The 25,276-nt window shown below is 39.5% G+C and carries 27 protein-coding genes; 19 read left to right on the forward strand and 8 right to left on the reverse strand.

All coding sequences use genetic code 11. From position 1 onward, the window contains the following. Positions 1-294: 294 nt before the first annotated feature. Together SMI_RS00565 and SMI_RS00570 are read right to left on the reverse strand one after the other, a co-directional pair. Complete coding sequence (locus SMI_RS00565; RefSeq protein ID WP_000796544.1) at positions 295-495, reverse strand: PTS ascorbate transporter subunit IIC; 201 nt, start codon at positions 493-495, stop codon at positions 295-297. A gap of 2 nt (positions 496-497) precedes the next feature. Beyond that, entirely contained in the window at positions 498-638 is a 141-nt protein-coding gene (locus SMI_RS00570) for a hypothetical protein (protein ID WP_000171574.1), read from the reverse strand. 190 nt (positions 639-828) lie between these two features. On the opposite strand from SMI_RS00570, the gene SMI_RS00575 reads away from it, so the two are divergent. The 6 genes from SMI_RS00575 to ilvD all read left to right on the forward strand — a co-directional run bounded on the left by SMI_RS00575 (position 829) and on the right by ilvD (position 8,230). Further along, positions 829-2,859: a BglG family transcription antiterminator gene (locus tag SMI_RS00575; protein WP_000460909.1), complete on the forward strand. Its 2,031-nt coding sequence runs from the start codon at positions 829-831 to the stop codon at positions 2,857-2,859. 3 nt (positions 2,860-2,862) lie between these two features. After that, on the forward strand, positions 2,863-3,147 hold the full coding sequence (locus SMI_RS00580) for a PTS sugar transporter subunit IIB (protein WP_000912475.1): 285 nt from the start codon (positions 2,863-2,865) through the stop codon (positions 3,145-3,147). A 12-nt stretch (positions 3,148-3,159) separates the two neighbouring features. Further along, positions 3,160-4,506: a PTS ascorbate transporter subunit IIC gene (locus SMI_RS00585; RefSeq protein WP_000975304.1), complete on the forward strand. Its 1,347-nt coding sequence runs from the start codon at positions 3,160-3,162 to the stop codon at positions 4,504-4,506. 3 nt (positions 4,507-4,509) lie between these two features. Further along, positions 4,510-5,367, forward strand: coding sequence for a transketolase (locus SMI_RS00590; protein WP_000603568.1), 858 nt, complete (start codon positions 4,510-4,512; stop codon positions 5,365-5,367). Beyond that, complete coding sequence (locus SMI_RS00595; RefSeq protein WP_000986410.1) at positions 5,364-6,296, forward strand: transketolase family protein; 933 nt, start codon at positions 5,364-5,366, stop codon at positions 6,294-6,296. Before SMI_RS00590 ends, SMI_RS00595 begins: the two co-directional genes overlap by 4 nt. A gap of 230 nt (positions 6,297-6,526) precedes the next feature. After that, positions 6,527-8,230: a dihydroxy-acid dehydratase gene (ilvD, locus tag SMI_RS00600; protein ID WP_000137348.1), complete on the forward strand. Its 1,704-nt coding sequence runs from the start codon at positions 6,527-6,529 to the stop codon at positions 8,228-8,230. 211 nt (positions 8,231-8,441) lie between these two features. Here the strand turns inward: ilvD and SMI_RS00605 are convergent, their stop codons facing one another. Then, complete coding sequence (locus tag SMI_RS00605; protein WP_001206379.1) at positions 8,442-8,783, reverse strand: metal-sulfur cluster assembly factor; 342 nt, start codon at positions 8,781-8,783, stop codon at positions 8,442-8,444. Positions 8,784-8,906: 123 nt separating this feature from the next. Here SMI_RS00605 and rgg point away from each other — a divergent pair, with 123 nt between their 5' ends. From rgg to SMI_RS00670, 13 genes are all read left to right on the forward strand, one after another. Beyond that, a complete protein-coding gene (gene rgg, locus SMI_RS00610; RefSeq protein WP_000434945.1) occupies positions 8,907-9,758 on the forward strand; it encodes a quorum-sensing system transcriptional regulator Rgg in 852 nt (283 codons plus the stop codon). A 305-nt stretch (positions 9,759-10,063) separates the two neighbouring features. Continuing rightward, positions 10,064-11,311 (forward strand): hypothetical protein, encoded by a 1,248-nt coding sequence (locus SMI_RS00615; protein WP_000770648.1) that lies wholly within the window; start codon positions 10,064-10,066, stop codon positions 11,309-11,311. A gap of 77 nt (positions 11,312-11,388) precedes the next feature. Next, positions 11,389-12,678: a histidine--tRNA ligase gene (hisS, locus tag SMI_RS00620; RefSeq protein ID WP_000775865.1), complete on the forward strand. Its 1,290-nt coding sequence runs from the start codon at positions 11,389-11,391 to the stop codon at positions 12,676-12,678. 96 nt (positions 12,679-12,774) lie between these two features. Further along, on the forward strand, positions 12,775-13,239 hold the full coding sequence (locus tag SMI_RS10970) for a hypothetical protein (protein ID WP_000565864.1): 465 nt from the start codon (positions 12,775-12,777) through the stop codon (positions 13,237-13,239). A 9-nt stretch (positions 13,240-13,248) separates the two neighbouring features. Continuing rightward, positions 13,249-13,455 carry a helix-turn-helix transcriptional regulator gene (locus SMI_RS00630; protein ID WP_001176232.1) on the forward strand — a complete coding sequence of 69 codons (207 nt, stop codon included), beginning with the start codon at positions 13,249-13,251 and terminating at the stop codon, positions 13,453-13,455. Continuing rightward, the gene (locus SMI_RS00635) at positions 13,455-13,652 is read left to right on the forward strand and encodes a hypothetical protein (RefSeq protein WP_001046132.1); all 198 of its coding nucleotides are present in this window, start codon (positions 13,455-13,457) and stop codon (positions 13,650-13,652) included. The genes SMI_RS00630 and SMI_RS00635 overlap by 1 nt, the downstream gene beginning before the upstream one ends. Before the next feature lie 2 nt (positions 13,653-13,654). Continuing rightward, positions 13,655-14,392 (forward strand): DUF3169 family protein, encoded by a 738-nt coding sequence (locus SMI_RS00640; RefSeq protein WP_000730204.1) that lies wholly within the window; start codon positions 13,655-13,657, stop codon positions 14,390-14,392. A gap of 10 nt (positions 14,393-14,402) precedes the next feature. Beyond that, positions 14,403-15,227 (forward strand): ABC transporter ATP-binding protein, encoded by an 825-nt coding sequence (locus SMI_RS00645; protein WP_000621679.1) that lies wholly within the window; start codon positions 14,403-14,405, stop codon positions 15,225-15,227. Next, positions 15,220-15,918 (forward strand): ABC transporter permease, encoded by a 699-nt coding sequence (locus SMI_RS00650; RefSeq protein ID WP_000488859.1) that lies wholly within the window; start codon positions 15,220-15,222, stop codon positions 15,916-15,918. Before SMI_RS00645 ends, SMI_RS00650 begins: the two co-directional genes overlap by 8 nt. A 9-nt stretch (positions 15,919-15,927) precedes the next feature. Continuing rightward, positions 15,928-16,569, forward strand: coding sequence for a CPBP family intramembrane glutamic endopeptidase (locus tag SMI_RS00655; protein ID WP_000771020.1), 642 nt, complete (start codon positions 15,928-15,930; stop codon positions 16,567-16,569). Positions 16,570-16,586: 17 nt separating this feature from the next. Beyond that, positions 16,587-16,817, forward strand: a complete 231-nt coding sequence (locus SMI_RS00660) for a membrane protein (protein ID WP_000832196.1) — start codon at positions 16,587-16,589, stop codon at positions 16,815-16,817. A gap of 134 nt (positions 16,818-16,951) precedes the next feature. Further along, a complete protein-coding gene (aspS, locus tag SMI_RS00665) occupies positions 16,952-18,715 on the forward strand; it encodes an aspartate--tRNA ligase (protein ID WP_000830900.1) in 1,764 nt (587 codons plus the stop codon). Further along, a complete protein-coding gene (locus SMI_RS00670) occupies positions 18,693-19,634 on the forward strand; it encodes a YitT family protein (protein WP_000806274.1) in 942 nt (313 codons plus the stop codon). The genes aspS and SMI_RS00670 overlap by 23 nt, the downstream gene beginning before the upstream one ends. A gap of 29 nt (positions 19,635-19,663) precedes the next feature. On the opposite strand, the gene SMI_RS00675 is transcribed toward SMI_RS00670, so the two are convergent. From SMI_RS00675 to SMI_RS00695, 5 genes are all read right to left on the reverse strand, one after another. Then, positions 19,664-20,650 carry a LacI family DNA-binding transcriptional regulator gene (locus tag SMI_RS00675; RefSeq protein WP_001145423.1) on the reverse strand — a complete coding sequence of 329 codons (987 nt, stop codon included), beginning with the start codon at positions 20,648-20,650 and terminating at the stop codon, positions 19,664-19,666. Positions 20,651-20,659: 9 nt separating this feature from the next. Further along, positions 20,660-21,460: a DUF1189 domain-containing protein gene (locus tag SMI_RS00680; RefSeq protein ID WP_000938246.1), complete on the reverse strand. Its 801-nt coding sequence runs from the start codon at positions 21,458-21,460 to the stop codon at positions 20,660-20,662. Positions 21,461-21,720: 260 nt separating this feature from the next. Next, the gene (locus SMI_RS00685) at positions 21,721-22,563 is read right to left on the reverse strand and encodes a sugar ABC transporter permease (protein WP_001065643.1); all 843 of its coding nucleotides are present in this window, start codon (positions 22,561-22,563) and stop codon (positions 21,721-21,723) included. A 1-nt stretch (position 22,564) separates the two neighbouring features. Continuing rightward, positions 22,565-23,857: a sugar ABC transporter permease gene (locus SMI_RS00690; protein WP_000414956.1), complete on the reverse strand. Its 1,293-nt coding sequence runs from the start codon at positions 23,855-23,857 to the stop codon at positions 22,565-22,567. A gap of 110 nt (positions 23,858-23,967) precedes the next feature. Further along, positions 23,968-25,239, reverse strand: coding sequence for an extracellular solute-binding protein (locus tag SMI_RS00695; RefSeq protein ID WP_000095472.1), 1,272 nt, complete (start codon positions 25,237-25,239; stop codon positions 23,968-23,970). Positions 25,240-25,276 lie beyond the last annotated feature (37 nt).

Below are 25,276 nucleotides of genomic sequence, written 5' to 3' on the forward strand. Positions count from 1 at the left end.
TCTAACTACACATCTTATCACCATCGAAAAGTCTCACACTAAACGCTAGCAACTGGAATTTACTCTAAGACGACTCTGTTTTAGGGCTATTTGTCGTGCACTTTTTTCTGAGTCTTTTCGCTTTTGAACCCTTATATATCAAGAAAAAGAAAACCAGTGGAAGTTAGTCTAAGACGGATTTCCACTGATTTCACGCATTTTTCTCATACTAAAAGCTAGGTTGTGGGAAACTGGAAGTTAGTTTTAGAAGTTACCAAAAATTCTCCTGTCCGACACAGCAAACAGGAGAAGGTCTTAAATATCAATCTCAAATGGTTCATCAATGGTTTCTGATACGTATTTTCCGTCTTTCTTCCGTTGTTTGACACATTCTGTGAGGAGATATTCTATTTGCCCATTGACTGAACGAAAGTCGTCTTCTGCCCATGATGCGAGTGCAGCGTATAACTTTGTTGAGAGCCGAAGGGGGATCTGCTTTTTTTTAGCTTCAGCCATTTTTAGTAAAGACTTCCTGTGTTGACAATTGGTTGTGCATCATGATTGCCACAGAGAACGACTAGGAGATTTGAAACCATGGCAGCTTTTCGTTCTTCGTCAAGCTCTACCAATTCCTCTTCATTGAGCCGTTCCAGTGTCATTTCAACCATTCCTATTATTTGATATCTAAATGATATCGCTTTAATTTATAACGTCAAGAAAAAGTAGAAAAATAATTACTAAAAACTTTCAGCCCAATAATTACTTGTAGGAGGTGAGATTATATTGTGCTCAAATACTCTTTTATTCTTATAACTTTTACACTATAATTGTAGTTAGAAAGGAAGAGAAATGTTTGATTATAGAGCACTAGTTATTTTGATGACTTTGATGGATCATTGTGAGCTATCATTATATGAATTATCTGTTAAGGTGAGCTTACCTATAAAGGAAGTCAAAGAAGGAATAGATTATTTAGTGCCTTATCTAGCTAATAAAGGGATAGTGCTGGATAAAAAACAAGGTCGCTATAGTTTATCAAATCGTACGAAGCAGTCTTTGACAGATATTATTAAGTCGGATGAATTGGTTTTACCAAAGTCGACTCGCTTAGCATTAATCTATCTTTACACTTTTTGCCGATTAGATTTTATATCGAATAATCATTACCAAGACTTTTTGAAAGTAAGTAAGAATACAACCTTATCTGATATTCAATCATTAAGAAAGATTATGTTAGATAATGATTTGGAGCTAGGGTACAGTAGAGCAAAAGGTTATACTTTACACGGTTCAGAGTGGAATAAGCACCGTTTAGCTTTTCAAATGGTTAGTGAGTTGCTGGAATCCTCCATAGGGATTTGGGGGTTGGATTATGTTTTATCTAGTTGGGGGTATTCATTAACTTATGATTTGATTGATCAGGTAGTTAAAGATTATTATGAAAAGCTACAGATAGTACCTATTGTTAATCAATTAAAAGTTTGCCTTTTCGGTTTAGTATTCATTATATGTAGGTATCAAAGGGATGTTGAAAGAGTATGTCTTTCAGAGACATTAGTATCTCCTATTATTCAAGATATAACAACTATTTTATTGGATACAGTAGTTGATTTGGGAATTATAGATACGGTATTTTCAGAGGATGATTATCGCTATATCACAGTTTTATTATCAAGTTGCTTTGAAGGTGAAGTAGATGTTGCTCCGGTTTACTTTAATCAATTAACAGAGGCTATTATAAGTAGAATGGAAGATATTTCTTTGTTACATTTTAAACAAAGGGAAGTATTGAGAGAAAATCTTCGCCGCCACCTTATACCGGCTTACTATAGATTAAAGTTCGGCTTACCTAGTTCAAATGAATATGTGTTGCATGTTAAAGAACATTATCCTGATTTATTTGAACTAGTAAAAGATTCTTTGACTCCCTTGATGGACGCTATTGACAAACCCATACCTGATAGTGAAACAGCATATTTTGTTATCCATTTTGGAGGATATTTAAAGAAAGCAGACAATTTGCCTCAAAAATGTTATAAAGCAGCAATTATTTGTCCTAATGGGATTAGTTCTTCATTGATGTTAAAAGAGAATCTATTAGCATTATTTCCTCAAATTGAGTTTATAGGAACCTCAAAGATTGATGATTTGCAGGTAAAAGCTAGTAGTGACTATGATATGGTTTTTTCTACCATAAAGGTGGAGACAGAAAAACCAAATTATCTAGTTTCGGTTATGATGACGGAAGAACAAACAACACAGTTAGTTGAATTGGTATCAAAAGATTTCCCAGATACAGGTTATCGAGATATTGAGCTTAATCAGATAATTAGCATAGTAAGACGATATAGTGTAGTCACACAAGAATTAGAGTTAAAATTAGCATTAAAGAGGTATCTCTATCAAGAAATGAACAGAAAGGAAGTGTTACCATTGTTAGAAGAATTAATTACAAAAGAAACTTATCAGGTTAGTTCGGAAAAATTAGGATGGAAGGAGGCGATTCGTTTAGCAGCTAAACCGCTTTTGGATCAACATAAGATAACTGAGAACTACCCTGAGGCAATGATTCAAAAAGTAGAAGAGTTTGGGCCTTTTATTAATTTAGGGAAGGGAGTAGCAATTCCTCACGCTCGGCCAGATGAAGGTGTGAATGAAATAGGAATGTCAATGTTAGTTTTGGAAGAACCGATTTATTTATTGGATAATCCAGAACAAGAGGTAAGATTGTTGATTTGTATTGCAGCCATTGATAATGAGAGTCATTTAAAGGCTTTGTCACATTTAACAACAATTTTAAGAGATAAAAATCATGTTCAAACTTTAATATCATCAAAAAACTTTGATGACATTGAAATGATAATTAAACAGGAGGATTAGATAATGTTAAAAATTGGTACAGCTTGTGGTTCAGGATTAGGTTCAAGTTTTATGGTACAGATGAATATTGAATCTGTATTGAGTGATTTGAATGTTTCAGATGTAGAAGTTGAACATTATGATTTAGGTGGAGCAGATCCAAATGCAGCTGATATTTGGATTGTTGGTCGTGATCTAGCTGATTCCGCTAGTCATCTTGGAGATGTTCGTATCTTAAATAGTATTATTGATATGGACGAGCTACGAGAATTAATTACTAAAATTTGTAAAGAAAAAGAACTTATATAGGAGGCTAGCGTCATGATGAAGTTCATATTGGATATTGTTAGTACACCAGCTATTTTAGTAGCTTTAATTGCAATCTTAGGATTAGTTCTTCAGAAGAAGAAATTACCTGATATTATTAAAGGCGGAATTAAGACCTTTGTTGGTTTCTTAGTTGTATCTGGTGGTGCAGGAATTGTACAAAATTCTTTGAATCCATTTGGTACCATGTTTGAACATGCTTTTCATTTATCTGGAGTTGTACCGAATAATGAAGCAATTGTAGCTGTAGCTTTAACAACATATGGCTCAGCTACTGCAATGATTATGTTTGCAGGTATGGTATTCAATATCTTAATTGCTCGTTTTACTCGATTCAAATATATCTTTTTAACAGGGCACCACACTCTATATATGGCGTGTATGATTGCGGTCATTTTATCAGTTGCTGGCTTTACAAGTTTGCCTCTTATCTTACTAGGAGGATTAGCACTCGGTATTATTATGAGTGTTTCCCCAGCATTTGTGCAAAAATATATGGTTCAATTAACTGGAAATGACAAGGTGGCTTTAGGTCATTTCAGTTCTTTGGGATATTGGTTGAGTGGTTTTACTGGTAGCCTTATCGGTGACAAATCAAAATCAACAGAGGACATTAAATTTCCAAAGAGTTTAGCTTTTTTACGTGATAGTACTGTTAGCATTACTTTATCCATGGCAATTATTTACATTATTGTAGCTATCTTTGCAGGGTCAGAGTATATAGAAAAAGAAATCAGTAGTGGTACAAGTGGTCTAGTTTATGCTTTACAATTAGCAGGTCAATTTGCAGCAGGGGTATTTGTTATTTTAGCAGGTGTTCGCCTTATTTTGGGTGAAATTGTTCCAGCCTTTAAAGGTATTTCAGAGCGTCTTGTACCTAATTCAAAACCTGCTTTGGATTGTCCGATTGTTTATACTTATGCACCCAATGCAGTTCTAATTGGATTTATCTCTAGTTTTGTTGGTGGTTTAGTAAGTATGGCAATTATGATTGCTTCAGGAACGGTTGTTATTTTACCAGGTGTTGTGCCTCATTTCTTCTGTGGAGCGACTGCAGGTGTTATTGGGAATGCATCTGGTGGTGTTCGTGGAGCTACTATTGGAGCATTTTTACAAGGTATTTTAATTAGTTTTCTTCCAGTCTTTTTAATGCCAGTTTTGGGAGGACTTGGTTTCCAAGGATCAACTTTCTCAGATGCAGATTTTGGTCTATCAGGAATTATTTTAGGAATGTTGAATCAGTTTGGTTCACAAGCAGGCATTGTTATTGGTCTTGTTCTTATTTTGGCAGTTATGTTTGGAGTATCCTTTATTAAAAAGCCATCTGCAAAGGAGGAATAAGGGATGATTTTAAGTGAAAATAGAGAAGATGAGTTAAGAAAATTTGCAACAAAAATCCGATTAAATACTCTTAGAACATTGAATCATCTTGGATTTGGCCATTATGGAGGAAGTCTGTCTATAGTAGAAGTTTTAGCAGTGCTTTATGGTGAAATAATGCCGATGACTCCAGAAATATTTGCATCACGAGATAGGGATTATTTTGTTTTATCCAAGGGACATGCTGGACCAGCTTTGTATAGCACACTCTATTTGAATGGTTTCTTTGACAAAGAATTCTTATATTCTTTAAATACAAATGGAACCAAATTACCGTCTCATCCTGATAGAAATCTAACGCCGGGCATAGATATGACAACTGGCTCTTTAGGACAGGGAATTAGTGTTGCAACCGGACTTGCATATGGTCAGAAAATAAGAAAAAGTCCCTTTTATACCTATGCTATTGTTGGGGATGGTGAGTTAAATGAGGGACAATGTTGGGAGGCTATACAGTTTGCTTCTCATCAACAGTTATCTAATTTAATGGTATTTGTAGACGATAACAAAAAACAATTAGATGGTTTTACAAAGGATATTTGTAATCCAGGTGATTTTGTAGAAAAATTCTCAGCATTTGGATTTGAATCCATTAGGGTCAATGGTTCAGATATTAGAGAAATTTATGAAGGGATTATCCAATTAAAACAGTCAAATAATTCATCCCCTAAGTGTATTGTATTAGACACTATTAAAGGTCAAGGAGTTCGAGAGCTGGAAGAAATGAAATCCAATCATCATCTTCGCCCTACTGTAGAGGAGAGACAAATGTTAACTTCAGTTGTAGAAAGATTAAGTCAGGAATTGGAGGAAACAGAATGATGAGAAGTACGAAAGAATTACGACATGTGTATAGAGATTTCCTTCTAGAAGCTAACCAAAGTTATTATGATATAGTAGTTTTAGAAGCAGACTTGTCAAGTTCGATGGCTACTAATAATCTTGAAAAGGACTTTGGAGACCGTTATGTGAATGTTGGGATCATGGAAGCAGAAATGGTCGGGCTTGCAGCAGGTTTATCTATTCAGGGGTTTAGACCTTATCTTCATACATTTGGCCCTTTTGCTTCACGAAGAGTATTTGATCAATTATTTATTTCTCTTGGGTACGCACAATTGGATGCCACTGTGATTGGCTCAGATGCAGGAGTAACGGCAGAGATGAATGGTGGAACACATATGCCATTTGAAGAAATTGGATTGTTACGTTTAATTCCTAAATCAATCATTTTTGAAGCAACTGATGATATCCAATTTCGTGAAATCTTGAACCAGACATTAGAATTAAAAGGACTAAAATATATTCGAACAATTAGAAAAGCTCCAGAGGCTGTATATCAAGGTGGAGAAGATTTTTCTAAAGGCTACATTGAGTTAAGACACGGTGAAGATGTTGTAATAGTTGCTTCTGGCATAATGGTTGCTCCAAGTATTCGAGTTGCGGATGAACTGTCTAAATTAGGTTATTCAGTAGGTGTGATAGATTTATTTAGAATCAAACCGATACCAGAACAGATAAAAACAATGTTAAGCGGAAAAACTATATTTACTGTAGAAAACCACAATCAGATAGGTGGAATTGGCAGTGCTTTATGTGAATTATTCTCTGATGATGGAATAACAAAAATTCATCGGATGGGTGTTCAAGAAAGATTCGGTCAAGTAGGGAAAATGGATTATCTTCTTAATGAGTATGGTTTGAGTGAATCGAATATAAAAGAGAAAGTTTTAGCGTTTTATAATGCAAGATAGATGTTAAATACACTTATCTGAAAGAACTTCTGTAAAAATTACATTACGTTATTTAAAGCGAGCGGATTAAAAGCATATTCTGGTAATCAGAAAGTGCCCTGATCCGCTTTGTTGTTTTTAATTTACAATGTTTATATGTGTATAGAATTTTCTGAAAATTCAAGAATTTTCTTCTGTTCATTGCTTTTAAAATGTGCTATAATAGTAAAAACTGAAATGGGAGGGAACAAATGACTGAATTAGATAAACGTCACCGCAGTAGCATTTATGACAGTATGGTAAAATCACCAAACCGTGCCATGCTTCGTGCGACTGGTATGACAGATAAGGACTTTGAGACACCGATTGTGGGAGTGATTTCGACTTGGGCGGAAAATACACCATGTAACATCCACTTGCATGATTTTGGGAAATTAGCCAAAGAAGGTGTCAAATCGGCAGGTGCTTGGCCTGTGCAGTTTGGGACTATTACTGTAGCGGACGGGATTGCCATGGGAACGCCTGGGATGCGTTTCTCTTTGACATCTCGTGATATCATTGCGGACTCAATCGAGGCGGCTATGGGTGGTCACAACGTGGATGCCTTCGTCGCTATCGGTGGTTGTGACAAGAACATGCCGGGTTCTATGATTGCCATTGCTAATATGGATATCCCAGCTATTTTCGCCTATGGTGGAACTATTGCACCGGGAAATCTTGATGGTAAAGATATTGACTTGGTTTCTGTCTTTGAGGGTATCGGAAAATGGAACCACGGTGACATGACAGCTGAGGAAGTGAAACGTCTCGAATGTAATGCCTGCCCTGGCCCTGGTGGCTGTGGTGGTATGTACACTGCTAATACCATGGCGACAGCTATCGAAGTTCTCGGTATGAGTTTGCCAGGGTCTTCCTCTCACCCAGCTGAATCAGCTGATAAGAAAGAAGACATCGAAGCAGCAGGACGTGCTGTTGTCAAGATGTTGGAACTTGGTCTCAAACCGTCAGATATTTTGACTCGTGAAGCCTTTGAAGATGCCATTACTGTGACTATGGCTCTCGGTGGTTCTACAAATGCCACTCTTCACTTGCTTGCCATTGCCCATGCTGCCAATGTTGACTTGTCACTTGAGGACTTCAATACGATTCAAGAGCGTGTGCCCCACTTGGCTGACTTGAAACCATCTGGTCAGTATGTCTTCCAAGACCTATACGAAGTCGGTGGTGTTCCTGCGGTTATGAGATATCTCTTGGCAAATGGTTTCCTTCATGGAGACCGCATCACATGTACTGGTAAGACAGTTGCTGAGAACTTAGCTGACTTTGCAGACCTCACACCAGGTCAAAAAGTCATTATGCCACTTGAAAATCCAAAACGTGCAGACGGTCCGCTTATCATCTTGAACGGGAACCTTGCCCCTGATGGTGCGGTTGCCAAGGTATCAGGTGTTAAAGTGCGTCGTCACGTTGGTCCAGCTAAGGTCTTTGACTCAGAAGAAGATGCGATTCAGGCCGTTCTGACAGATGAAATCGTTGATGGCGATGTAGTCGTTGTGCGTTTTGTTGGACCTAAAGGTGGTCCTGGTATGCCTGAGATGCTATCACTTTCATCAATGATCGTTGGTAAAGGTCAAGGAGACAAGGTTGCCCTCTTGACAGACGGACGTTTCTCTGGTGGTACTTATGGTCTGGTTGTTGGACATATCGCTCCTGAAGCTCAGGATGGTGGACCAATTGCCTACCTTCGTACAGGTGATATCGTTACGGTTGACCAAGATACCAAAGAAATTTCCATGGCCGTATCCGAAGAAGAACTTGAAAAACGCAAGGCAGAAACTACCTTGCCACCACTTTACAGTCGTGGTGTCCTCGGTAAATACGCCCACATCGTATCATCTGCTTCACGCGGAGCCGTGACAGACTTCTGGAATATGGACAAGTCAGGTAAAAAATAAACTTAAAAAGCAAGCCAATCTCGGCTTGCTTCTTTTCATCTTCAAAAGTAATTTGCCTGCTTATACTCAATAAAAATCAAAGAGCAAACTAGAAAGCTAGGCGCAGGTTGCTCAAAACACTGTTTTGAGGTTGTGGATAGAACTGACGAAGTCAGTAACATCTATACGACAAGCCGACGCTGACGTGGTTTGAAGAGATTTTTGAAGAGTATTAACGAGGTGGCAGTCCAAGGGCAATACGACCGTAGCGACTGATTCGTGTGATTTTCCAAGCAGGTGACCAGGTGACTTCAACCTTGACATCTTCGATACCATCGATTTGTTTTAGACCTGCGACGATTTCGATAGGCAAACTTTCGGCGCAATCGCAGGCAGTATCGGTGAAGGTCATGACAATCTTACAGATCCCCGTTTCGTCTAGATTAATTTCATAAATCAGCCCTAGATTGTAAACATCCAATTCTACATCTGTATCAAAAACCTTCTCTAGTTTTTCGATAATTTGATCTTGTAAGGCCAAAGCACGGTCATTGATTTTGATATCCTCTCTCATTACAGTCCCTCCACGTGATAAATATCCTCTATTTTCTCATAATTCTGACAATTTGGCAAGTTTTTGATGAATTTTCTGAAAAATATGATAAAATGAAGAAAATACTGAATCAAGGGGATGCCTATGGAGCAGATTGGAAAAGTCTTTAGACAATTACGAGAGTCAAGAAATATCTCGCTGAAACAAGCAACTGGGGGACAATTTTCGCCGTCTATGTTGTCCCGCTTTGAAACAGGTCAGAGTGAGCTTTCGGTGGAAAAGTTTCTATTTGCACTAGAAAATATATCGGCCAGTGTGGAGGAGATCCTCTTTCTGGCGAGAGGTTTTCAGTATGATACAGATTCTGAGTTGAGAAAAGAAATCATAGATGTCTTGGATCCAAAGAATATAGCTCCGCTTGAGGACTTGTATCGCAAGGAGTATCAAAAGCATGCCCATTCTCAAAACAAACAGAAACATATTCTAAATGCCATTCTTATCAAGTCTTATATGAAGAGCATGGACGAAAGGGTAGAGTTAACGGCAGAGGAGGGGAAAGTCCTTCATGATTATTTGTTTTCTACCGAGATTTGGGGAATCTATGAACTAAATTTATTTTCAGTCAGTTCTGCTTTTTTATCTGTTTCTCTTTTTACTAGATATGTACGAGAAATGGTACGTAAATCTGATTTCCTAATGGAAATGTCTGGCAATCGAAACCTTTTTCACACTATACTATTGAATGGCTTTTTAGCCAGCATTGAGTGTGAAGAATTTACCAATGCCTCTTATTTTAAGCGTGTTATCGAAGAGCATTTCTACAATGAAAATGAAACCTATTTCCGAATTGTCTATTTGTGGGCGGAAGGTCTCCTTGATAGCAAGCAAGGCAGAGTCAAGGAAGGTCAGAAAAAGATGGAAGATGCTGTCCGTATTTTTGAGATGCTTGGCTGTAATAAATCTGCCGAATACTATAGAAATACGACCGATTGTTGAATATCTGCAAACTACGAAAATAATTTGAAATTTTAAGTGATAGAATTTTTGGGCTCTCTCGTGTCACTGGAGAAATTCTCTCGTTTCTTTGTGCTCATTTTATTTGTTGCATATATTCAAAAGTTTTTCCTCTAACATTTCTAAGTGCTATACTATAGTCATACTTCACATAAAACTTATACTCTTCGAAAATCTCTTCAAACCACGTCAGCTTCACCTTGCCGTACTCAAGTACAGCCTTCGGCTAGCTTCCTAGTTTGCTCTTTGATTTTCATTGAGTATTCGAACAAGAAGGGAGATTACTTATGAAACTATTGTTTAGAAATCAAGCTTATCGACTCTTGACTTTGTCACGATTCTTCAATGCTTTTGGTGCTTCGATTCTCAACTTGGTATTTATCGTCTATGCATCGACCTTGCCACAAGCCTCCTTTGCTGTTGCTATGGCGAATATTGTCGTGATTCTTCCGACTTTCTTTACAGTTTTTGTAGGGATTCGGGCAGATTATACGAGGGCCAAGGTCAAATGGATGGTCTATAGTGGCTTGTTTCAGGCGATTTTATTTTTTCTAGCAGCTTTAGTTGTCCAGCAAGCTAGTCTATTTGCCTTTTCTAGCCTGTGTTTAATCAATGTCATTAGTGATGTCATCAGTGATTTTGCAGGTGGCTTGCGCATGCCTCTTATTAAGGAAAAAGTAGCTGAAGAGGATTTGATGGAGGCTTATTCTTTTTCCCAGTTCATCACCTATATTTCAGCTATTGGTGGTCAAGCTTTTGGAGTCTGGCTCTTAGGTCTATCGGTCAACAATTTTTCCCTCGTTGCGGGAATCAATGCCTGTTTCTTCCTAGTATCAGCCGTCATCCTCTTTTTAGGAAAAAGCAAATTGAGCCTGTCAATGTCATCTGCTGATGGTGAAATTCTAAAAAATGAGAAGCTTCCGATCAAAGAGCAGTTCCTAACGATTTATCGAAATTTACGTCTCGTTTTTCTTAAAGGTGGACAGAAAAACTTTGGATTTATGATCTTTGCTGTCTTGCTTATCAATGCCTTGGGTGGCGCTTTAGGAAGCATCTATAACATCTTCTTTTTGAGCCATTCTCTTTTGGACTTTTCTTACACAGAGGCATTATTTATCAGTCAAGTCTGTGCTTTGTTAGCAATCATCATCAGTAGCCTTACGGGCAATGATTATTTTGGGAAGCAGTCCTTGCCTAGATTGATGATGTGGGTGACCGTAGGACTCAGTCTAATTGGTCTAGCTAATTTATTCAATCAAGTCGTACTTGGTTTACTATTTCTCTGTTCAACTCTGTATGTGTCTGGTAAAGTTCAACCAAAGATTAGTGCCATGCTCCTGAAAAATCTAGCTCCAGAGGTTCTAGCTCGTACCAGTAATTTTTTAGGTTTATTGTTCACCTTATCCATACCTGTGGGAACAGCCTGTTTTTCACTTGTAGCCGTATGGAATATACAGTTGACTTGGATGCTATTTGTTGGTCTTTCCTTGCTAGCTATTCTTTTGACAGTTATTAATCTCAAAAATGATATCTAAATCCTAATTTTTTTCATACTGTCTTAATCCCTCTATTTATGGTAAAATAAGACTATTAAGTTTAAAGAGGATTCCCTATGAAATTACAAAAACCAAAAGGAACGCAGGATATTTTACCTGCTGAATCTGCCAAATGGCAGTACGTTGAGGGCTTTGCCCGTGAGATTTTCAAGCGCTACAACTATGCAGAAGTGCGCACGCCTATTTTTGAGCATTACGAGGTTATCAGCCGTTCTGTCGGAGATACAACGGATATCGTAACCAAGGAAATGTATGACTTTTATGACAAGGGTGATCGCCATATTACTCTCCGTCCAGAAGGAACAGCGCCCGTTGTCCGTTCCTACGTGGAAAATAAACTCTTCGCCCCAGAAGTACAAAAGCCAAGTAAGTTCTACTACATGGGCCCTATGTTCCGCTATGAGCGTCCACAGGCAGGGCGTTTGCGCCAGTTCCACCAGATTGGTGTTGAGTGTTTTGGATCTAGCAATCCAGCTACTGATGTGGAAACCATTGCTATGGCAGCTCATTTCCTGAAAGAAATCGGCATCCAAGGTGTCAAATTGCACCTCAACACTCTTGGAAATCCTGAGAGTCGTGCGGCCTACCGTCAAGCCTTGATTGACTATTTGACACCGCTCAAGGAGACCTTGTCTAAGGATAGCCAACGTCGTTTGGAGGAAAATCCTCTTCGTGTCTTGGACTCTAAAGAAAAAGAAGACAAGGTAGCAGTGGAGAATGCACCGTCTATCTTGGATTTCCTTGATGAAGAAAGTCAAGCTCATTTTGATGCTGTGCGTCAGATGTTGGAAAATCTTGGAGTAGACTATATCATCGATACCAATATGGTGCGTGGTCTGGACTACTACAATCACACTATTTTCGAGTTTATTACTGAGATTGAGGGCAATGACCTGACAGTCTGTGCGGGTGGTCGTTACGATGGTTTGGTTTCTTACTTTGGAGGCCCTGAAACTGCTGGATTTGGTTTTGGACTTGGTGTAGAGCGCCTGCTTCTCATTCTTGAAAAGCAAGGTGTGGCCCTCCCTATCGAAAACGCCCTAGATGTCTATATAGCAGTCTTGGGTGATGGAGCAAATGTCAAGGCCTTGGAATTAGTACAAGCTCTTCGCCAACAAGGTTTCAAAGCAGAGCGTGATTACCTCAACCGTAAACTCAAAGCTCAGTTCAAATCAGCCGATGTCTTTGCTGCTAAGACCCTTATCACCCTAGGAGAGAGTGAAGTCGAAAGCGGACAAGTGACGGTCAAGAACAACCAAACTCGAGAAGAAGTTCAAGTGTCACTTGAGGCAATCAGCCAAAACTTCTCAGAAATCTTTGAAAAACTAGGATTTTATACTCAATGAAAATCAAAGAGCAAACTAGGAAGCTAGTCGCAGGCTGTACTTGAGTACGGCAAGGTGAAGCTGACGTGGTTTGAATTTGATTTTCGAAGAGTATTAATGATAGATAAACTGGTCAGGAACTTATTCCTGACCTTTTTCTTTTGCAAAATGACAAAAATCATAAACTTTTTGACAAATATGATTGTCAAAAAGAAAAAGATGTGTTACAATATAAGCAAGTTAAGAGAAAAGGAGAAAGGAACGATTATGTGGGCATTAGGATTTGTACCTCTTGTGATTATGTATTATATCTACCATTCCCAAAAGGTCAAGAAACTAGAGAATAAAATCAAAAGAATTGAGCAAAAACAGAAAGGAAATAAAGAAATGTCAAGAATTTTAAAAGAATTGATTGGGAAAACACCGACAATTGTTGGACAAGTTTTTGGAACAGACAACTGGGAAGTTGTAGATGTAGATGAGGAATGGGTCAAGCTACGTCGTGTTAATAAAAAAGGAAAAGAAAAATTCAAATTACAACGCATTGAGGATATCCAAACCGTTGAATTTGACGGAGAGTAGGTGTGTAACATGCAACTAAAAAATCGTCTAAAAGAGCTGCGGGCTCGCGATGGCCTCAATCAAACCGACCTAGCCAAGCTGGCAGGGGTTTCCAGACAGACCGTTAGCCTACTAGAACGGGATGAGTACACCCCGTCCGTTGTGATTGCCTTGAAAATATCTCAGATTTTCAACGAAACAGTCGAATCGGTATTTCGCTTGGAGGAGGACGAGTGATGAATAAGTATAAAGTGATTTATTATGTAGTTGCCATAGCTTTATTAGTCAGCGTATTTCTACTGATTGGGATGGATCTAGGCTGGTTTAATCCATATCAAAGCGATCAATTTGTTTGGGCCTACTTTGCTCTCATCCCAGTCGTTGACTGGATTGAAAAGAAAGCAAACAATTTAGCAAGTGAAAAAGGAGAATGAATATGAAAAAGAAACGTGGATTGTTATTATTTTTGATGTCTATTGTCTTGGGAGTTTTTTTGGCCATGTTTGTAGGGATGTTTAAGGCACTTGCTGAATCTCACGGAATTATGTTAGATGTAAAAGTCTTGATACTATGGATATCAGCTATTTGTTTAGTGTTAGGTTTCATTAGCATTCTTTTGACATTCAATTTCTTAAAGAAAAGCAGAAAATTTCATTCCTTGTATCAAGAGGAAATGGATGATGATCAGAATGAAAGCTATTATGTGCAAATGTATCGGAATCTCGAGTTTGGAACCATTGCTTTTAATATTGCAAGTGTAGCGATTTTATTGGCTTTTTTCATCTCAGGTTGTGAAGCAATTGTACTAAATGGAAGCCATCTAACCTTATCTCTTTCTTTTTTGGCATTAGTGCTGATTTTCAGTGTTCAAAAATATCTTTTTAAGACCATTGCGATTGTTCGTCAGTTTGATTTGGCATTTTTCTCTACACCAAAGGATGTCATGGACTTTATCAATTCTTACGATGAAGGGGAGCGCCAGGCTAATTTGGAACAGAGTTTTCGGATTTTATTCCAATTACACCAATATGTCTTGCCAGGTCTCTACATTCTAATTGATCTCTTTTCTTTACTGACAGGAGAGATTCAGTTACTAGCCTTCTTGCTTGTCGGAGCCATCCATGTTTATATCAATGTGATGCAGTTACCTATAGTAAAACGCTATTTCAAATAAAGGAGTTTCTATGATTCGTGTTGAAAATGTAAGCAAAAGTTTTGGGAGCAAAAAAGCTCTTCATCAGATTTCTTTTGAGATTAAGGAAGGTGAAATCTTTGGTTTTCTTGGCCCTTCTGGCTCAGGTAAAACAACCATGATCAATGTCTTGACAGGTCAGTTGGCTGCAGATCAAGGTAACACAATTTTGTTAGGCAAGAATTCTCAAGATTTAACTTCAAATGATTTGGAACAAATCGGTATAGTTAGTGATGGCAGTGGTTTTTATGAAAAGATGAGTCTTTATAAAAATCTTCTCATCTATGCTAAGTTATATGGTCTCAAGTCAGATAGAGTAAATCAGGTGCTCCAACAGGTTGGATTGGCAGATGCTAAAGATATTATCGCAGAAAAACTATCTACAGGAATGAAACAACGAATGTTCTTGGCTCGTGCCCTTCTGAATGCTCCTAAGATTCTCTTTTTAGATGAGCCAACCAGTGGCTTAGACCCTACAACATCTAAGATGATTCATAGCTTACTTCAAGAATTAAAGCAGGCGGGGACAACTATCTTTCTGACCACGCATGATATGCATGAAGCAACTCTGCTTTGTGATCGCCTATCTCTTTTGAATAAGGGAAACTTAATAGAGTATGGAAGTCCACAAGATATTATCCAGAAGTACCATGTGGATAAGAAAGTACGTGTAGCTTATAAAGATGGACGAGAACAGATAGTTCCATTTGAAGAATTGCCACATTTAGACACGACAGATTTGATGGTGGTTCACTCTTGTGAGCCGACTTTAGAAGAGATCTTTATCAGATTGACAGGAGAAAAGTTAGATGTTTAGAAAATTAAATGCCCTACTATGGTTAAGAGTGCAAGTTCTTATTAGCAATTCAACTTTGTTAGCGACTTTATTGATGCCTTTTGGTATTGCTGTTCTATATAATGAATTTTCAAATAAGAATGGACAATTGAGCCTATTTTTACTATCTGCTAGCTTGACGATGGTCTTGAGCATGGGAAGTGGTTATATGGTATCGATTATGATGGCAGAAGATAAGGAAAAACGAAATCTCAAATCACTCATTCTAAGTGGTGTGACAGCAACAGAATATACTTTTAGTATGCTTGTTCTCCCTATGTTGATAATGTTGCTTGGAATGATTTTACTCCCAGTCTATCTTAAAGTAGATCTATCAGGTTACTTATTTGCCTACGTTATCTATTTGCTCCTAGCAACTATTAGTATTATTTTTCTCAACCTTCTAATCGGTGCGGTGTCAGATACTCAATCTAAAGCGCAAGTTTATAGTATTTTTCCTATGTTAATCGTCTCTTTTTTACCTATAATTGCTCTTCAAAATGATACGGCTCAGAAAGTGTTAGATTACTCGTTCGTCGGTCCTATTGTAAATCTTTTAAATAAAAAAGGTGGAGAAATATCTTTTTCTAACATCGGTATGTTACTTGCCTGGGTACTTGTGTTAGGAATAGCAAACCTCTTTGTATTGAAAAATAGCTATAAAGCAAGATAGGGGAACTTTATGAAATTACTTAAAAAATTTGGCTGGTTTCTTCTAGCCCTTCTATCCTTTGTGTTTATCTATGGTACCGTTCAGAGTGGGGCTGTAGAAGCTTTGAATCTAGGCGCTTCACCCTATGCTACTACCTTGCTTTATGTGGCCCTGGCTGGAGTATATGTGTACGTCATTTATAAATGGTACCAGAAAGGTCCTGTCCATATTGAGAAGAGTGGCTTCAACCGATTTATTTGGCTCCCTGCCTTGGTTTGGTTCTTATCTCTTGCCGTTCAATTTTTCCTACCAAATGATCCTTCGGTAAATCAGCAAACAGCGACAGACCTGACCTTGGCTCAGCCACTTTTCTCATTCTTTGCTATTAATATTTTTGCTCCTTTGACGGAAGAACTCATCTTTAGAGGGATGTTAGCACGCTATCTCTTTCCTAAGCAGGACAATAGCAAACAAACTCTGCTTTTCCTTCTGGTGTCGAGTGTTCTGTTTGCCTTGATTCATTCTCCAGGAACTTTGCAACAGTTTTTAGTTTATGCTAGTCTAGGATTGAGTTTGGGTCTGGCTTATGTAAGTCGAAAAGGTCTGGTCTACAGTATTTCTCTCCACGCTTTGAATAATTTAGTCAGCTTTTTGATGATTCTCATGCTATAATAGAGTCAGGAGGTCACATGAAACGAGTAATTTTATTAGCAGTGATTCAAGCAGTCGTTCTATTTTTCATCATTGGGGGACTATCTTATGCCTTTAAGGGCGATTTCTTCTACAGCCATCTCGCAGTAGTCTTTGCCCCTATTGCTGGTATCTGGCGTTTTGGGACAGCTTATACGACGGAAATCGTCTTGCCTCGAAAGGCAGCTGAAATAGCTGAAAAGCGTAAAGCAGGCAAAAATTCAAAATAAAAGAGTCCGATGAAGTTCATCGGATTTTTGTATGGGCGTTAATTTTTAAAGACTGGCAAACTTTTCTGATGATTTTCATGAAGAGCCTGCGCTTTTATGGTAAAATAGTAACAGAATAAAAGAGGAGAGAAAACATGAAACGTAGTATGTATGCTGGTCGTGTTCGTGAGGAACACATCGGACAAGAAATAACCTTGAAAGGATGGGTAGGCCGTCGTCGTGACCTTGGTGGTTTGATCTTTATAGATCTTCGTGACCGTGAAGGAATCATGCAGTTGGTTATCAACCCTGAAAAAGTATCTGCAGAGGTTATGGCAACAGCTGAAAGCCTTCGTAGTGAATTTGTTATCGAGGTGACTGGACAGGTCGCTGCGCGTGAGCAAGCCAATGATAAGTTACCAACTGGTGCAGTTGAGTTAAACGTGACAGCTCTGACAGTGCTTAACACAGCTAAGACAACACCATTTGAGATTAAGGATGGGATTGAAGCCAATGACGATACGCGTTTGCGTTACCGTTACCTTGACCTTCGTCGTCCAGAAATGTTGGAAAATCTCAAACTTCGTGCTAAGGTGACCCACTCTATCCGAAATTACTTGGATGAGTTGGAGTTTATCGACGTGGAGACACCATTCCTTTCTAAGTCAACGCCAGAAGGGGCGCGTGACTATTTGGTGCCGTCTCGTGTTAATAAAGGGCATTTTTACGCTCTTCCTCAAAGTCCGCAAATCACGAAACAACTCTTGATGAATGCTGGTTTTGACCGCTATTACCAAATCGTTAAATGTTTCCGTGACGAGGACTTACGTGGTGACCGCCAGCCTGAGTTTACCCAGGTCGACTTGGAAACATCATTCCTTACTGAGCAAGAAATCCAAGATATTACAGAAGGCTTGATTGCGCGCGTGATGAAAGAAACCAAAGGCATCGAAGTGACGCTTCCATTCCCTCGTATGAAATACGATGATGCGATGGCTCTTTACGGTTCTGACAAACCTGATACGCGTTTTGACATGTTGCTTCAGAACTTGACAGAAGTGGTCAAATGTGTAGACTTTAAAGTCTTTTCAGAAGTACCTGCTGTAAAAGCAATTGTAGTCAAAGGCGCTGCGGACAACTATTCACGTAAAGACATCGACAAGATGACGGAAGTAGCCAAACAGTATGGTGCCAAAGGTCTTGCTTGGGTCAAGGTAGTTGATGGAGAATTAAACGGACCAGTTGCTAAGTTCTTGACTAGCATCCAAGCAGAATTGACAGCAGCGCTTGCGCTTGAAGACAAGGACTTGGTTCTCTTTGTGGCAGATACGCTTGAAGTGGCCAATGCAACGCTCGGTGCCCTTCGTGGACGTATTGCCAAAGAGCTTGGCTTGATCGATAACGATAAATTCAACTTCCTTTGGGTGGTTGACTGGCCAATGTTTGAATGGTCTGAAGAAGAAGGTCGCTACATGAGCGCCCACCATCCGTTCACCCTTCCACAAGAAGAGACAACTCACGAATTAGAAGGTGATTTGGCTAAGGTTCGTGCCATTGCTTACGATATCGTCTTGAATGGTTATGAGCTTGGTGGTGGTAGCCTTCGTATCAACCAAAAAGACCTTCAAGAACGTATGTTCAAGGCTCTTGGTTTCTCAGCCGAAGAAGCAAATGACCAGTTTGGCTTCCTTCTTGAAGCCATGGACTATGGTTTCCCACCACACGGTGGTTTGGCTATCGGGCTTGACCGATTTGTCATGCTCTTAGCAGGAGAAGAAAATATCCGTGAAGTCATTGCTTTCCCTAAAAACAACAAGGCAACTGACCCAATGACACAAGCTCCTTCAACAGTCGCTCTCAAACAACTAGAGGAACTCAGCTTACAAGTAGAAGAAGATGAAACAAGCAAAACGAATTAAGCGGTGGCGCTATTATCTGCGCCGCTTTGCTCATCAGATAAAAATTTTACGTGTCTTACAAAGCATCTCTCGGGAAAAATATGATGAGAAGATTTCGGCCTCACTGGTCTATGGTTTTTTATCAGCAGTAGCGGTCAATTTCTTTTTCCAACCGGGGCATGTGTATTCGAGTGGTGCGACAGGTCTGGCACAGATTATCTCTGCCTTGAGTAATCACTTGTTTGGTTTTCACATTCCGATTTCGCTAACCTTCTACGCCATTAACTTCCCTTTGATGGTCTTAGCTTGGTATCAGATTGGCCATAAGTTCACCGTCTTTACCTTTATCACGGTATCCATGAGTTCCTTCTTTATCCAGTTTGTCCCTGTGGCAACCTTGACGGAGGATCCCATTATCAATGCCCTTTTTGGGGGCGTTGTCATGGGCTTGGGAATTGGTTTTGCTCTTCGCAACAATATCTCCAGTGGTGGGACGGATATCGTCAGCCTGACCATTCGCAAGAAAACAGGTAAGAACGTCGGTAGTATTTCTTTCTTGGTAAATGGGACCATCATGCTGATAGCTGGTTTGACCTTTGGTTGGAAATATGCTCTCTACTCTATGATTACCATCTTTGTCTCTAGCCGTGTAACAGATGCGGTCTTTACCAAGCAAAAACGGATGCAGGCCATGATTGTGACCAATCATCCAGACAAGGTAATTGAAAAAATCCATAAAAAATTACATCGTGGAGCAACCATGATTCACGATGCAGAAGGAACCTATAATCACGAGAGAAAGGCAGTTTTAATTACTGTTATTACACGTGCAGAGTTTAATGAATTTAAACAGATTATGAAACAGGTGGACCCAAGCGCCTTTGTCTCTGTATCTGAGAATGTCCATATTTTGGGACGATTCGTTGAAACAGAAAATTAGTAACCAAAAAAACCAGCGCGAGCTGGTTTTTATTTTTCGATAATTTTGTGGGCAATCAACTGACGATAACAAATTTGTTTATTGCTTTTAGCATCGTTGATAATCTGGAGGATGGTTTCAAGGGAAACACGACCAAGTTCCAAGCTATTGATATCGACATAGGCTGCCAAGTTAAGCTTGGGATTGACTGAGTCGAAGCTGAGAACAGGGACATCCAGCTGGTGCTTAGCGATGTAGTCACAGACCCCTTCAGCTAGGAGGCTATCAGTTGTGATGATAGCATCAATCATAGGATCGTGTTTAAACAAACGCTTACTGAATTGATAACCTTTTTCTTCTAGGAATTCGTTCGCAAAATAGGTCAAGTTATTATCAAGAGGCAGTTGGTATTGCTTGAGGGCTGACTCATAGCCTGTTAAACGGTCTTGCGTTACGAAGAGTCGCTTAGTCCCTCCAATGAAGGCAATTCGTTTGCAGCCTTTTTTGATGAAATATTCGGTTGCATCAAACCCAGCTTGGACATTGTCATTGTCAACAAGAGGGATAAAGGGTGAAATGGATTTTCCTAGGATGAGGAAGGGGAACTGCTCATCAGCAACTAGTTTGACCAAGGGATCTTCCTCTTCGGCATAAAGGAAAATCAAACCATCCACACGTTTACCGTAAACCATCTGTGAAATCGCTTTAAGGCGCTCTTTTTCATCTTTACCTGTTGCAATCTGAATGGCATAGTGGTTTTCAGATGCGACTTGGGCGATACCACGGAGGACAGATGGGAAGAAAGGATTTTGATAGAAGGCGTCTGAATCGTCAGGAAGGACCAAGCCGATAACTTGGGTATAACTGCTCACTAAGCTGCGAGCGTTGAGGTTGGGATGGTAATTGAGCTCCTTCATAGCCTTGCGAACGCGTTTTTTTGTTTCGTCGCTGATGGTTGATTTGTTTTGAATAACACGGGTTACGGTTGAAGGTGAGACACCTGCAGCCTTGGCCACATCTTTAATCGTAACGGGCATAAAAATCTCCTATTTATGGTAATCTGGATCACGGAAGTGCGTTTTATAAAAGATAGTGACCAGATAAAGGACAAAAAGAATGTTTTGTACAGTGATGAGGTTTGACATATTTTGGCCAAATAATCCCAAAATAAGCGTAATCAGAGTTGGTAATCCTAAACAGTTCAAGATAAAATGGTAGCACTCTTTAAAGGTCCTAAATGAAAAGAGGCGTGATTTCTTAGTGATATAAAGGAGAAGACTCGCTCCTAGCGAGACGATAAAGAAATTCAAACCAAAGAGGAAGCTCGCACCGATAACTAGAAAGAGACTGATATAGATACGATTCTGCTGGTACCAGTCTTTAGAAATGGCTTGGGTCAAGCTGTCTTTACTTTTGAAACTCTCAGTCTCAATCGCTCGGTAAGAGATACGGGTCAGCTCTTTACTTTCCTTGCTGATGACGAGCTCATTCGTATCGAAATGCAATTGCAAGTCCTTAGGTAATTCCTTGCTTTGACTTGGACCGATTAAAAGAGAAGGGGCTTGACTAGCTGTTCCTGTATAAGTAAATTTACCATCAACAATTGCAGCATGTTCGGAGAGATCCTGGACAACCTCATCTGTCAATGGTTCATAGACATTATCGATAAAGGTTTCTAACGGATAAGTCTCCTGCGAACTGTTTTGGATGGCAATAGGTACCATAGATAAGCTGATAAGGAAGATACTGGTAAAGAGCAGTTGAAACCAGTTGAGCCCGAAACGTTTGGACAGGGGTTTACGAAATCCCCAAATACTTGAAAAATAGGAAAATGGATATGGAAGCATAGGTATCTTTCTAAAAGGTGTTTTCTATATGAGTATTATTATATAGAGAAATGTGCTTTATTTCAAGTCTAGGGGACAAATTGCTTGTCGCAAGGATGTTATTTACAGTAACAATCGCTAATACTCAATGAAAATCAAAGAGCAAACTAGGAAGCTAGCCGCAGGTTGCTCAAAGCACAGCTTTGAGGTTGCAGATAAAGCTGACGTGGTTTGAAGAGATTTTCGAAGAGTATAAAATGAAAAAGGGTGGCGGGGATATATTATCCCTTGTCGCCACCACTTGTAAGTCCTGAAACAAAGTTCTTTTGTAGGAAGAAGAAGAGAATACAGATTGGAAGGGCAATGAGGATAGCCCCTGCTGAGAAGTAGGCAATCTTCAAGTTTTTCACATTGCTAACGAAGGTTTGGAGACCTACGGCAACAGTAAAGTATTCTTTCTCACGAAGCAAGAAACTAGAAAGGATATAGTCTCCAAAAGGTCCCATGAAGGCCCAGAGAGCTTGTACGGCAACCATTGGGCGAACAAGTGGAAGAACAATTTGCCAGAAGCGGCGGAAGTGTCCTGCACCGTCTAGTTTTGCAGATTCGTCTAGAGACATTGGCACTGTATCGAAGTAGCCTTTCATGAGCCAAGCATTCATCGGGATACCACCACCAACATAAAGGAAGATGAGGAACCAGCTGTGGTTAAGGGCGTTCAACATAAGTGCCATAACAAAGAAGGCTGTCAAAGCGGCCATGGTTGGCACCATTTGGATAATCAGGAAGAAAACCAAACTTTGTTTACGAGCCAAGAAGTTGTAACGGCTGTAGGCATAACCAGCAAGTACGATGATACTTGTTTGAACCGCCATAGTAACCAAGGCGATAATCAAGGTATTGAGATACCAAGTACCGTATAGAGTTTCAGTAAAGAGTCCTTTAAAGTTATCAAAATTGAAGTCGATGTTAGTATCGAGTTTAAAGGCTGCGACGTTACCTGCTTTAAAGGCTGACATGATGGTAATCAACAGTGGATAGATAATCACGATTGATAGACCAATCAAGTAGAGGTAAGTAAGGGTTTGAGTCAGTCTACGTTTGAGTTTAATTGAGTTATTCATCTTAGACGTCCTCCATATCAAATGCGTGTAGTTTCTTGAATGCGATCATAGAGATTGAGATGACAATGATAGAGATAATCAAGGTAACAGCTGCCGCCATTGAGTATTGAGGAGATGTACCTGTTGTCAAACGGTAGATCCATGAGATCAAGATATCGGTTGAACCAGCTCCACCACCGACACTACCAGGTCCTCCACCATTGAAGAGGTACATGATAGAGAAGTTGTTAAAGTTGAAGGTGTATTGGCTAATCAAAGTAGGTGCCGCAACAGCCAAGATCATTGGGAAAGTGATGTTGCGGAATTTTTGCCAAGCATTGGCACCGTCAATATAAGCTGCTTCGTAAAGGTCGTTAGGAATAGATTGTAAGATACCCAAGGTCAAAACGTAGATGTATGGGAATCCAAGCCAACCTTGCATCATAATCAAGGCAATCTTAGTCCAAGTTGGGTCTGTTTTCCAAGGAATAAGAGCCCCATCGAGGAAAGGAAGGAATTTAGCCAAGATTGGCAATACTTGAGTGTTGATAGCTCCGACACTATCGTTAAACATGTTTGAGAATGTCAAGATAGTGATGAAGGCTGGAACAGCCCAAGGAAGAAGGAAAATAACACCGAAGATACGTTTTCCTTTGATAAATGGTTGGTTAGCAATGATAGCTGTGAAGATACCGATGACGATCTGTAAAGTTGAGGCAGCCAAAGCCCAGATGATAGTCCAAGAAAGAACGGCACCAAAGGCAGAACGGAAGGTACTCAAACTCCAGATGTTCGTAAAGTTGGTCAAACCAACCCAGTCCAACAATTTGTTTGGTGGCAAGTGCTGGAAGTCATAGTTGGTAAAGGCGATCATCAAGGTTACGATAACTGGGAAGATAATCGCAAAAGTCATGGCAACATAAGATGGAATGATTAAGAGGTAAGGGAAGCCATTTTCATAGATCCCTTTGACCATTTCTTTAAAGGTAAGTGCTACTGGTATGCCATTGTTAATGTGTTTGGCAGTTGTATGTGCATCTTTGATATTTGCGAAATAAAAGAGTACATAAACAACTACAAAGATTAAATGGAAGGCACCACGAATCAGCATAAAGAGGGAATTATCACGACCTGGTTTGTCACCAAGAGTGATGAGATTGCTCAATTCAGGGGCTGCAAGTGCTAGGAAGTAAAGGACGAATACGATGGTTACACCAAGGAAGATAAAACCTTTGGCTTTTTGTTTATTGTAAATCTGTCCTAACCCAGGAATGATAGACAGCAGAGCTGCTTTACTAGGTTGTTGCTTTTCCATAATAACTCCTTTCATAGGATACTGGTTTCTAATTAAAACCTAAATTATATATGTTTTTGATTGATAAATTCAAAGGGGGATTTGAATTCCACCCCCCTTGAACAAATTTCTTATTCACCAAATTTTTGTTTGATTGTTTCTTTGATCCTTGTTACAGCGTCGTTAGCAGCTGTTTTCGCATCTTTCTTACCACTTACAGCATCAAAGAGCATATTTTTCGCTGGATCCCAAACTGCAGACATTTGAGAGATGTTTGGCATTGGTTGAGCGTTCTTGAACTGTTTGATAACAGCTGTTGTCAACTCATCGTTTTTACCTTCAGCATATGAACGAGCCTCAGTGTTAGCTGGGATTTCGTTAGTCTTATCGTATAATACTTTTTGTTGTTCAGTTGAAACAAGGAAGTCTACAAATTTTTGAGAAGCTTCAAGGTTCTTAGTGGCTTGAGGGATGACCCAAGCTTTACCACCACCGAAGGCAGCATATTCTTTTCCATTTGGAAGAGTTGGGATAGTTGCAACACCGTAGTTTACTTTAGCATCTTTAAAGGCTTGAGCTTTCCAAGGTCCGTCGATGATAGCAGCTGTTTTACCTTCTTGGAAATGAGTTTGGATCAAGTTTCCAGCACCTTCAGTATCTTGCATACCTTTAGGCCATTTTTCATACCAAGATTTAGCGTAATTGATACCTGTAATTGAACCTTCGTTTGCAAGACCGATGTCTTTAGCGTCTTTACCGTTTTGTCCGAATACGTAAGCACCGTTACCAGCAAGAAGTCCGTATGCATAGTAGAAGTTTGTCCAGTCAGCTAGGAAGGCAGTAGTTTTGCCGTCTTCACCAGCGAAGGCATATTTGCTATCTTTAGCAAGGTTTTCTAAGTCAGCAAAAGTTTTTGGAGCTTCTTTTATCAAGTCTTTGTTGTAGTACATAACGAGTGACTCGATAACGGCTGGAGCACCGTAAACTTTACCGTCAGCAGCTGTTACAAGAGATTTAGTTTTATCATCTGTTTTAGCGCTGTCGCTCAATTTCACTTCTGAAAGTTGTCCGTCAGTACCGAGGCTACCTACACGGTCGTATGGAGCCATCATAATGTCAGGGACATCACCAGATTGGTTGTCAAGTGAAAGTTTATCAAGGCCTCCTAGAGCATCACCAGTTTTAATAGTAACTTTTACTCCAGAATCTTTTTCATAAGCTTTAGCAACTTCTTCAATATAGCTCTTATATCCCTCGTCTACATATACAGTGAGTTCTTTCGCTTCAGATGAACCAGAATCAGCAGCCTTATCAGCAGATTTGCTTCCGCAAGCTACCAAAAGCAAGCTAGCAAGTGTAACAGTTCCAAGCACAGCAGCGCTCTTCATGAATTTAGATGACATAGTGTATTCCTCCTAAAGAATAACAAATTTTATAATG

The sequence above is a fragment of the Streptococcus mitis B6 genome (genome assembly GCF_000027165.1).
In the GTDB taxonomy this organism is placed as follows: domain Bacteria; phylum Bacillota; class Bacilli; order Lactobacillales; family Streptococcaceae; genus Streptococcus; species Streptococcus mitis_AR.